This is a genomic window from Kitasatospora sp. NPDC057512 (assembly GCF_042802135.1).
GTDB lineage: Bacteria > Actinomycetota > Actinomycetes > Streptomycetales > Streptomycetaceae > Kitasatospora.
Genome location: NZ_JBHVET010000349.1, coordinates 1 through 8389, shown reverse-complemented (window position 1 = coordinate 8389; position 8389 = coordinate 1). Strand labels below are relative to the sequence as shown.

At 75.8% G+C, this 8389-nt stretch carries 7 protein-coding genes; 2 read left to right on the top strand and 5 right to left on the bottom strand.

The window, feature by feature from the left end; genetic code table 11:
• Nucleotides 1-14: 14 nt before the first annotated feature.
• The 3 genes from ACFU6K_RS22295 to ACFU6K_RS22285 form a co-directional block, all read right to left on the bottom strand.
• Complete coding sequence (locus ACFU6K_RS22295; protein ID WP_380665594.1) at nt 15-1325, bottom strand: deoxyguanosinetriphosphate triphosphohydrolase; 1311 nt, start codon at nt 1323-1325, stop codon at nt 15-17.
• A gap of 175 nt (nt 1326-1500) precedes the next feature.
• Complete coding sequence (locus ACFU6K_RS22290) at nt 1501-2508, bottom strand: SGNH/GDSL hydrolase family protein (RefSeq protein ID WP_380665592.1); 1008 nt, start codon at nt 2506-2508, stop codon at nt 1501-1503.
• A gap of 272 nt (nt 2509-2780) precedes the next feature.
• Nucleotides 2781-3725: a PAC2 family protein gene (locus ACFU6K_RS22285; RefSeq protein ID WP_380665590.1), complete on the bottom strand. Its 945-nt coding sequence runs from the start codon at nt 3723-3725 to the stop codon at nt 2781-2783.
• 764 nt (nt 3726-4489) lie between these two features.
• On the opposite strand from ACFU6K_RS22285, the gene ACFU6K_RS22280 reads away from it, so the two are divergent.
• A complete protein-coding gene (locus ACFU6K_RS22280; RefSeq protein ID WP_049650219.1) occupies nt 4490-5224 on the top strand; it encodes a GNAT family N-acetyltransferase in 735 nt (244 codons plus the stop codon).
• 81 nt (nt 5225-5305) lie between these two features.
• On the opposite strand, the gene ACFU6K_RS22275 is transcribed toward ACFU6K_RS22280, so the two are convergent.
• Nucleotides 5306-6541 (bottom strand): ADP-ribosylglycohydrolase family protein, encoded by a 1236-nt coding sequence (locus ACFU6K_RS22275; protein ID WP_380665588.1) that lies wholly within the window; start codon nt 6539-6541, stop codon nt 5306-5308.
• Nucleotides 6542-6653: 112 nt separating this feature from the next.
• On the opposite strand from ACFU6K_RS22275, the gene ACFU6K_RS22270 reads away from it, so the two are divergent.
• Nucleotides 6654-7649, top strand: a complete 996-nt coding sequence (locus ACFU6K_RS22270) for a hypothetical protein (protein WP_380665586.1) — start codon at nt 6654-6656, stop codon at nt 7647-7649.
• 36 nt (nt 7650-7685) lie between these two features.
• On the opposite strand, the gene ACFU6K_RS22265 is transcribed toward ACFU6K_RS22270, so the two are convergent.
• Nucleotides 7686-8225 carry a ribonuclease gene (locus tag ACFU6K_RS22265; RefSeq protein WP_380665584.1) on the bottom strand — a complete coding sequence of 180 codons (540 nt, stop codon included), beginning with the start codon at nt 8223-8225 and terminating at the stop codon, nt 7686-7688.
• Nucleotides 8226-8389 lie beyond the last annotated feature (164 nt).

Here is an 8389-nt window from a genome sequence, read left to right as displayed (position 1 = left end):
GCCGCCCCCCGCGGCTACGCCCAGGCGGCGCCGACGAGTCTGGCGTGCAGGGCCAGGGCGGAGGCGTCCGTGAGGGTGGCGATCTGGTCGACGACCGTGCGCAGGGCGGCGCGGTCGTCCTCGGCCTCGCGGTACATGGCGGCGAACACCGGATCCAGCCCGTCGGGGGCGCGCTGGGCGAGGACGTACGCCAGCTCGGCGATCACGATCCGCTGCCGGGCCCGCAGCTGGGCCTGCTCGTCGCGCTGCATCACGAAGCGGACGGCGACCGCCTTGAGCACCGCGCACTCCAGCCGGACGTCCCTCGGCACCACCAGCTCGGCGGCGTAGCGGGTGAGCCGGCCGGGGCCGTAGCGGGCGCGGGTGGCCTGCTCGGCGGCCAGGCAGAAGCGGCCGATCAGCTGGCTGGTGAGGTCCTTGAGGCCGGCCCGGGCCCGGGCGGTGCCGTCGTAGGAGCGGGGCCACCACTCCTGGGCGAGCAGCCGGTCCAGGGCGGCGGCCAGCTCCTCCGGCTCGGCGTCCGGGGCGTAGCGCTCGGCGACCTTGAAGAGTTCGGCGCGCTCACCGGGGGCGCGCAGGACGGCCGGGTCGATGTGGCCGGCCTGGAGTCCGTCCTCGACGTCGTGGGTGGAGTAGGCCACGTCGTCGGACCAGTCCATCACGGTGGCCTCGAAGCACCTGCGCCCGGCCGGGGAGCCGGCCCGCAGCCAGCGGAAGACCGGCAGGTCGTCGGCGTAGACGCCGTACTTGGACGAGGCCGGGTCGGTGGGGTGGGCGCCCTTGGTCCACGGGTACTTGCCGGCCGCGTCGAGGGCGGCCCGGCTCAGGTTGAGGCCGACGCTGCGGCCCGGCCAGGGGGCGAGCCGGGCGGCGGGCTGCTCCTCCCGGGGCGCGAAGCGCTTGGGTTCGAGCCGGGTCAGGATGCGCAGCGACTGGGCGTTGCCCTCGAAGCCGCCGCAGGCCTCGGCGGCCTGGTCGAGGGCCTCCTCGCCGGTGTGGCCGAACGGCGGGTGGCCGATGTCGTGGGCCAGGCAGGCCGTCTCCACGAGGTCCGGGTCGCAGCCCAGGGCGGCGCCCAACTCCCGCCCTACCTGGGCGCATTCGAGGGAGTGGGTGAGCCGGGTGCGCGGGAAGTCGCTGCGCATCGGGGCGACCACCTGGGTGGTGCCGGCCAGCCGGCGCAGCGCGGCCGAGTGCAGCACCCGGGCGCGGTCGCGCTGGAAGGCCGTGCGGCCCGGGCGCTTGTCGGGTTCGGGGACCCAGCGGGCCTCGGCGGCGTGGTCGTACGTGATCGGGGCGGCGAGGCGGTGCGTGGTGTCGTCCATATGTCCTTCACGGTACGCCGCGCCCCCGACACGCGGGGTGTGCCGCGCACGAAGGGGTGCGGGCCGGGGCGTGAACGGTGCGCGGCGCGCGGGTGCCCGCGCCGGTGGGTCGGCCCCACCCGGCCCGCGCACCCCTCGCGCCCCCTACCGTCCCCCCGCCCCGGCGCGGGCGTCCTCAGCCCTTGATGGCCTTCAGTACCACCCCGGACATCGCCTCCTGCCCCTTGGCGTTGGGGTGGATCGGCGCCGACCCCTGGGCCGGGAGCGGCGGCTCCACCCAGCGCTTGTCCTCCCCCGCGCACATGTCGTGCCCGGCCGAGGGCCCGGCGAGGTCCACGAACACCGCGCCGGCCGCGTCCGCGCGCTTCTTGAGCATGCCGTTGAGCTGCTGCTGCTTCTCCACCAGGAAGGCCAGGTCTGAGGCGGCCACCGCGTTGCCCAGCACCGGCAGGCAGCTCGCCGGGTCGGCCGGGAGCAGCCCCGGGTACCCGATCACGTAGACCTTGGCCTTCGGGGAGCGCTTCTTGACGTCCTGGAGCACCTGGCCGATCCGGTCGCCGGCCGCGTCCACCTTGCGCTGGACCTCGTCGGTGCCGCTGCCGGCGGCGTAGTGGTCACGGCAGGGCGAGTCGCTGATCCGGTCCGCGCTGTCGGTGATCACGCCCTTGACGATGTCCACCAGGTTGGCCTTGGCGCACTCCGTCACGACCTCGATGAAGCCCGCGTCGTTGCCGCCGATCCCCAGGGTGACCAGCCGGGTGTCCGCGGTGAGCGCGTCCAGCTGGGCCGGGTTGGTGCCGTCGGCGACCTTCTGCGGGCCGGTCAGGTCCCCGGTGCGGGCGCCGCTGCAGCTGACGTCCTTGAACTGGTCGGCGGCGAGCGAGAGCCCCTTCGCCACCAGGGACGGGTAGTTGGCCCCGGAGCGGTAGCAGGCGCCCGGCTCGCCGACCTGCGGGGAGATCTTCATCCCCGCGGTGTACGAGTCGCCGAGCGCGACGTACGGGCCGGTGGGCGGCGGGGCGGCGGTCGGCGACGCGGCCGCGCCGGCCTGCGCGCGGTCGGACGCCGCGCCCGCCGCGCCGCCCGCCCGGCTGTCCGAACCGGTGTTGTCGGTGCAGCCGGCCAGCAGCGCTGCGGCCAGTCCGACGGTCAGGGCGATGGTCGGGCGTACGGTCCTCGGCATGGTCTCCCCCCGGAGATACGGGTCACGGTCGGCTCCTTGCGGCGGCCCGTCCCCCGGGCACATCAGGGGCCAACGAACGGTCGCGGCCGATGACTCCCGCCCTGGCCGAATCGCCTTCCGGCGGGCCCGAACCGGCCGGAAACCGACCCCGGGGCCGTCCGGGCACCGGCTTCCGACCGCTTGCGCGCGCCCTCTGCGGCCGGCCCACTCCGAACCGCCGCGCTCCGAACCGCGTGCGCGTCGGCCGCTCCGCGCCGACCACTCCGCGCCGACTACTCCGCGCCGCGCTCGTGCTCGGCCAGGAACTGCTCGAAGCGACGCCCCAGTTCGTCCGCCGAGGGCAGGTCCACCGGCTCGGCCAGCAGGCTCTCCCGGCCCTCCGCGCCCGCCACCGCGTCGTACTGGCCCTCCATCCCGCGGATCGCCGAGCGCAACTCGCCGTCCCCCTGGGCCAGCTGCTCCTCGATGTCGGCGTAGACCTCGGAGACCTGCTCGCGCAGCCGGGTGCCGGGCAGCACCAGCCCGGTGGCGGACTGCACCGCCTCCAGGACCTGCACGGCCGCCGCCGGGTAGGCGGAGCGGGCCACGTAGTGCGGGACGTGCACCGCGAAGCCCAGGACGTCGCACCCGGCCTCGGCCAGGCGGTACTCCACCAGCGCCTGGGCGCTGCCCGGCACCTGCGCCTGCTCGAACCACTGCGGGTAACCCGGAGCGAGGTCCAGCCGGTTGCCGTGCGGCGTCAGGCCGACCGGGCGGGTGTGCGGCACGCCCATCGGGATGCCGTGGAAGTCGATCGAGAGCCGGACCTCGAAGCGCTCCACCAGCGCGCGGACGGCGCGCGCGAAGCGCTCCCACTCGACGTCCGGCTCGGGGCCGGTGAGCAGCAGGAACGGCGCGCCGGCGGCGTCGTGGACGAGCTGGAGGAGGATCTCCGGCGGGTCGTATGACGTCCAGTGGTCGTGGTCGAAGACCATCGCCGGGCGGCGGGCCCGGTAGTCCACCAGACGGTCGTGGTCGAAGCGGGCCACCACCTGCGGCGAGCCCGTCTCCAGCAGGTGGGCCACCACCTGGCCGCCGGCCTCCCCGGCGTCCATGAAGCCCTCGAAGTGCTGCAGCAGCACGAGGCCGGCACCGGTGTCGCGCAACTGCTCGTTGGCCGCGGCAACGGCGGCCACGCCCTGCTGATCCAGCTCGTACAACGCCTGGAAGTCACGCACCGCGCACCCAACCCCGTTCCCTGCTCGTTCCGGTCGACCGGCTTCTCGTCCTCTGCAGCGTGCCGGGCACCGCCGGAATTCCCGCCCCGGCCCCCGTCCTGCCCCCGCTCCCCGGACGGACACGTCCACGGGACCGCGCCGGGGCCGTTCCGGAGCCGCTCCACGACCGCTCCGGGGCCCGTCCGACGGCGCCCCGGGGGCGCGCCCGACGGCCTCGGCCGACCGCTCCGGACCATGATCGCACCCGACCGAAGAGCCCCTGGTCACGGCCCTGGCGACGCCCCCGCGAGAGGCCCGTCCGCAGGGCCCCGGAACGGCCCGCGCGGCCATTCGCGTGCCGCGAAGTGACGCACCGCCTTCTGGCGGGTATCGTCCTCTCGCTGCCTCGCATCGTCGCGTCGTCGCCACGTCGTCCGTAACGCCGTCGGCCACGTCCCGGTCCGTTGCTCGGCCAGCCCCCACGACGCATCTTGCCTTCACCTGGCCGCCCGCTTCCCTTCGCGCTCTCGTTCCCTCTTCGGCCATTTCGCGGACGCACACTGTCCCCTCGCTGTTCCCGCCGGACCGGTCCGAGGACCCGTGTCCGTTCCGGCACCCCCGCGCCGCCCGTTCCGGGCCGCCGCCCCCGCCCCGTTCGACCGGACCTCCGGCGTGCGCGGGTACCCAGCGGACGGACCCGGGCCCAGGCGTACCCAGTCCAGCGCACCCCGTGCCGTACCCCGGCGCGGGAGGCTCCCTCCGACCGATGAAGGACAGAAGGTTCCGTGCCCGTACCTGTCACCCTCACCGGCCGCACCGTGCGGCTGGAGCCCCTCGCCGCGCACCATGCCGAGGCCATCGCCGAGGCCGGCGCCGAGGACCGTACGACCTACGCCTTCACCCCCGTCCCGCACGGCCTGGAAGCCGCCCGCGACTATGTCGCGCGGGCGCTCGCCGACCAGGCCGCGGGACGGTCGCTGCCGTTCGCGACGGTGAACGTCGCCGACGGCCGGGTCGTCGGCTCCACCCGCTTCCTGGAACTCGACTACTGGCAGGGCCCGATGGTGTGGCCGCCCGTGCCCGGCGTCCCGTTCGGCGATCCGGCCACGGCCGTCCCGGACGCGGCCGAGATCGGCAACAGCTGGCTCTCGCCGCGCGCCCAGGGCACCGGCATCAACACCGAGGCCAAGCTGCTGATGCTGCGCCACGCCTTCGAGACCTGGGGCGTCCAGCGGATCTCGATGCGCGCGGACGCCCGCAACATGCGCTCGCGCGCCGCCATCGAGCGGCTCGGCGCGACCTCCGAGGGCGTCCGCCGGGCGCACTCGCGCGGGCTGGACGGGGTGGTGCGCTCCACGGCGTTCTACTCGATCCTCGACGACGAGTGGCCGGCCGTCCGGGACATCATCGAGCTGCGGATCGCCGCCGCCACCTCGCCGAGCGCCCCGGATCCGGCGATCAACCAGGAGTGCCTTAGACAGGGCGGCAGCGGCGCCGGGCAGCTGATGATCACGGTCTGAGGCCGGCCCGGAGCGGCCCGTAGCCGAGGCCCACCGGGCCGGGGCGCGTCCGACCATCGGCCGCGCACCCGGCGGGAATCGTCAGAGACGCCCCAGGACGACCGGCAGGGTCGTGCGGTCGTCCCAGGCCCGGTGGCGTCCCGGGTGCGCCTCGACCAGCGCCTCCACCGGCCGCCAGCCGCCCCGCACCCGGGCCACCCGGACCCGGTAGACCTCCGCGCCGCCCACGCCGCGGTGCAGGTGCAGCACGCCCTCGGAGACCACGGTGACCCAGCGCTCGTCCGCGTCCCGGGCCCGCGGGCCGCGCCTGATCCGCTCCCAGTCGGCGTCCGACCAGAGCAGGTCAGGCACCGGGTGCGGGCGGGGCAGGCCGATCGGCGTCAGGTGCGGCTCGCTGGCCGCGCGGACGCCGCCCGGCGCCGGGAACGCCCACGCGGGCAGCGGCTCCCGGGCGGCCAGCCAGGCCCGCGGGATGCCTCCGGTGCCGGTGTGCGCGGCGACCACCCCGCCGGTGATCGCCGCGACGGTGTCCATGTCGCCGCCGGCCGCGACCGCCTCCCACACGGCGGTGCGGTAGTCGGCCAGGTTCCGGGCGGCGCACCACAGGGCGTACGGGACGGTGTCGACGGCGGAGGTCCGGCTGCCGTTGCCGAGCACCTGCGCGGCGAGCCGGAAGTCCGGCCGGGCGAGCAGCCCGCGGGCCTCCTCGAGACCGTCCCTGACCGCCCCGTTCGGGGTGAGGTCGGCCACCGCCGCCAGGAAGGCGTCCGGCGTCATCGCCTCCGTCCGCGCCCGCACCGCGTACGCGGCCGCCACCGCGACCGCGATCGCGCCGTCCACGGCCTGCGGGTGGGTGTGGGTGATGGCGGCGGTGTCGGCGGCCGGCCGGACGACGGCGGCCGGGTCCTCGCCGAACGCCGCCCCCAGCGGGGCGACCCGCATCGCGGCGCCGTTGCCGTACGAGCCCTGGCCGTCGAAGAGTTCGGCGGCCAGCCGCCGGGCGTCGCCGCCCTCGCGGACCAGCCGGAGCAGCCGGTTGGCGGCCGGGCCGTAGCCGCGGTCGAAGTCGTGGCGGAGGGCGAAGGCGTGGGTGAGGTCGAAGGTGTCGATCGCGCCGCGCTCGGTGTGGGCGGCGTGGACCGAGCACGCCATCTCGGTGTCGTCGGTCCAGGGCCAGGGGGTCGGCGGTTCGGTGCGGGCGGCGAGGTGGGCCCGGGCGGTCTCGGGGACGAACATCTGGGCCCCGAGGGCGTCGCCCACGGAGAGGCCGTTGAGGGAGTCCAGCGCGGGGCCGGTGTGCGTGGATGGAATGGTCATATGCCCTCCAGCTCAGCGGTTTGACCGCCGTCCCGTCAACACCCGTGGCCGACGGCCCCACCGACGGGGGATGTTTCGCATACCTCCGATTCCGGCGGGCAGGCACCGGGGCATGACCCGCGCGAACCCCCTCGACCCGGTCGCCCTGCTCGGCGCCGACCAGCAGCACATCGCCACCCGGGCCCAGCTGCGCCGGCTCGGGGTGCCCTCCGGCACCATCGCCCACCGGCTGCGGCCGGGCGGGCCCTGGCAGCAGGTCCTGCCCCGGGTGATCTGCCTCCAGAACGGCCGGTTGACGTTCCATCAGAAACTGCGGGCCGCGCTGGCGTACGCGACACCGAAGGGCCGCGACCCGCGAGCCGGGGAGGTGCTGCTGACCGGTTTCGCGGTGCTGGCCGAAGCCGGGCTGCCGAGCGCCGGGCACCCGTCCGACCTGAACGCGGTGGACATCCTGATCCCAGGTCAACGGCGGGTCGGAGACAGGGAGTTCGTCCGGATCCACCGGGCCTCCGGGGCGATGCCGGGCGGCTTCGAGCGGGACGACGGACTGTGGAGCACCACGGTCGCCCGGGCGCTGGCCGACCTCGCGCCGGGGGAGACCGGGCAGCGCCGGTTCCGGGCGCTGTGCGCGGAGGCCGTCCAGCGGCGGCACTGCGAACTCGGCGAGCTGCTCGACCAGTTGCTGTCCCGCCCGGGTGCGCTCGGACTGCCCCGGGTGGCCAGGGTGGTGGAGGACCTGACGGTCGGGGTGCGGTCGGTGGTGGAGGGCGAGGCCCGCGAACTGCTGGCGCACGCGGGGCTGCCGGAGCCGCTGTGGAACCCGGTGCTCTTCCTGGACGGCCGCTTCCTCGCCGTCCCGGACGCCTACTGGCCGCACGCCTGCGTGGCCCTGGAGATCGACTCCCGCGCCTGGCACCTGCGCCCCGCCGAGCACGAACGGGGCCTCGCCCGCGCCAACCGCCTCACCGCCGCCGGCCTCCCGGTGGTCCGCGCCACCCCGACCCAGCTCCGCCGCGACCCGGCCCCGGTGCTCCACGAGCTGACCGCCCTGGTCACCACCGGCCCGCACGCCCCCCACCCCCGCATCACCTGGCGCCGGGCGCGGTGAGGAGCGGGCGCGCGGCGAAGGCTGCCGAGGCCCCGCTCAGCAGCGGGAGTCGATCTCCTGGAAGGTGGCGTAGTGGTCGGCGGACCAGTACTGCTCGCCGGCGTCGCCGGTCACCACCCGGCGGGTGCCGCGGTCGTTGGAACCCGGGGTGACCACGGTGTACTCGTGGTAGTAGCCGCCGGACTTCTTGGGGAGGCGGCTCTCGCGGTTCTCGAAGACGATGCCGTCGCGGTTGTACGGGTAGGGACCGCCCTTGGCGATCAGGCCGAGGGTGTCCTGGGCCTGGCTGGGGAGCTTGGTGCGGCAGACGTCGGCCATGGCCGGGTCGGTCGGGACCCAGGTGCCGGCCGCGGCGGGGGTGGTGCCGGCGCCCCCGGCGGGCGGGCTCGGCTTGGGGGCCGAGGGCTTGGGCGCCGTGGCCCCGGACGTCGTGGCACCGGCGGCCGCGGTCGCGGTGGCGCTCGCGGCGGCCTTGGGGTGGCCGCTCCCCTGGTTGGCGAGGAGGTACCCGGCCCCGGCCAGGACCGCCAGGATCAGCACGGCCACGGCGACGAGCGGGTTTCTGCGGTTGGTCATGCGGTCCAGCTTGGCAGGCGGCCGGGCCGGGCCGGGCCAGCTACACACGTGGCCGCCGCCACACCGGCCGGTGCGCCGGCGGCGCGCAGACGTACGGCCGGGCACAGACGTATCGCCGGGCACAGACGTACGGCCGGGCGGGAACGGACGCCGTTGTCCGTTCC

What these genes read in the sequence shown, in the direction of transcription:
- ACFU6K_RS22290 (WP_380665592.1), bottom strand. Translation starts at nt 2,508, where the DNA reads ATGCCGAGGACCGTACGCCCGACCATCGCCCTGACCGTCGGACTGGCC.
- ACFU6K_RS22270 (WP_380665586.1), top strand. Translation starts at nt 6,654, where the DNA reads ATGACCCGCGCGAACCCCCTCGACCCGGTCGCCCTGCTCGGCGCCGAC.
- ACFU6K_RS22265 (WP_380665584.1), bottom strand. Translation starts at nt 8,225, where the DNA reads ATGACCAACCGCAGAAACCCGCTCGTCGCCGTGGCCGTGCTGATCCTG.
- ACFU6K_RS22295 (WP_380665594.1), bottom strand. Translation starts at nt 1,325, where the DNA reads ATGGACGACACCACGCACCGCCTCGCCGCCCCGATCACGTACGACCAC.
- ACFU6K_RS22275 (WP_380665588.1), bottom strand. Translation starts at nt 6,541, where the DNA reads ATGACCATTCCATCCACGCACACCGGCCCCGCGCTGGACTCCCTCAAC.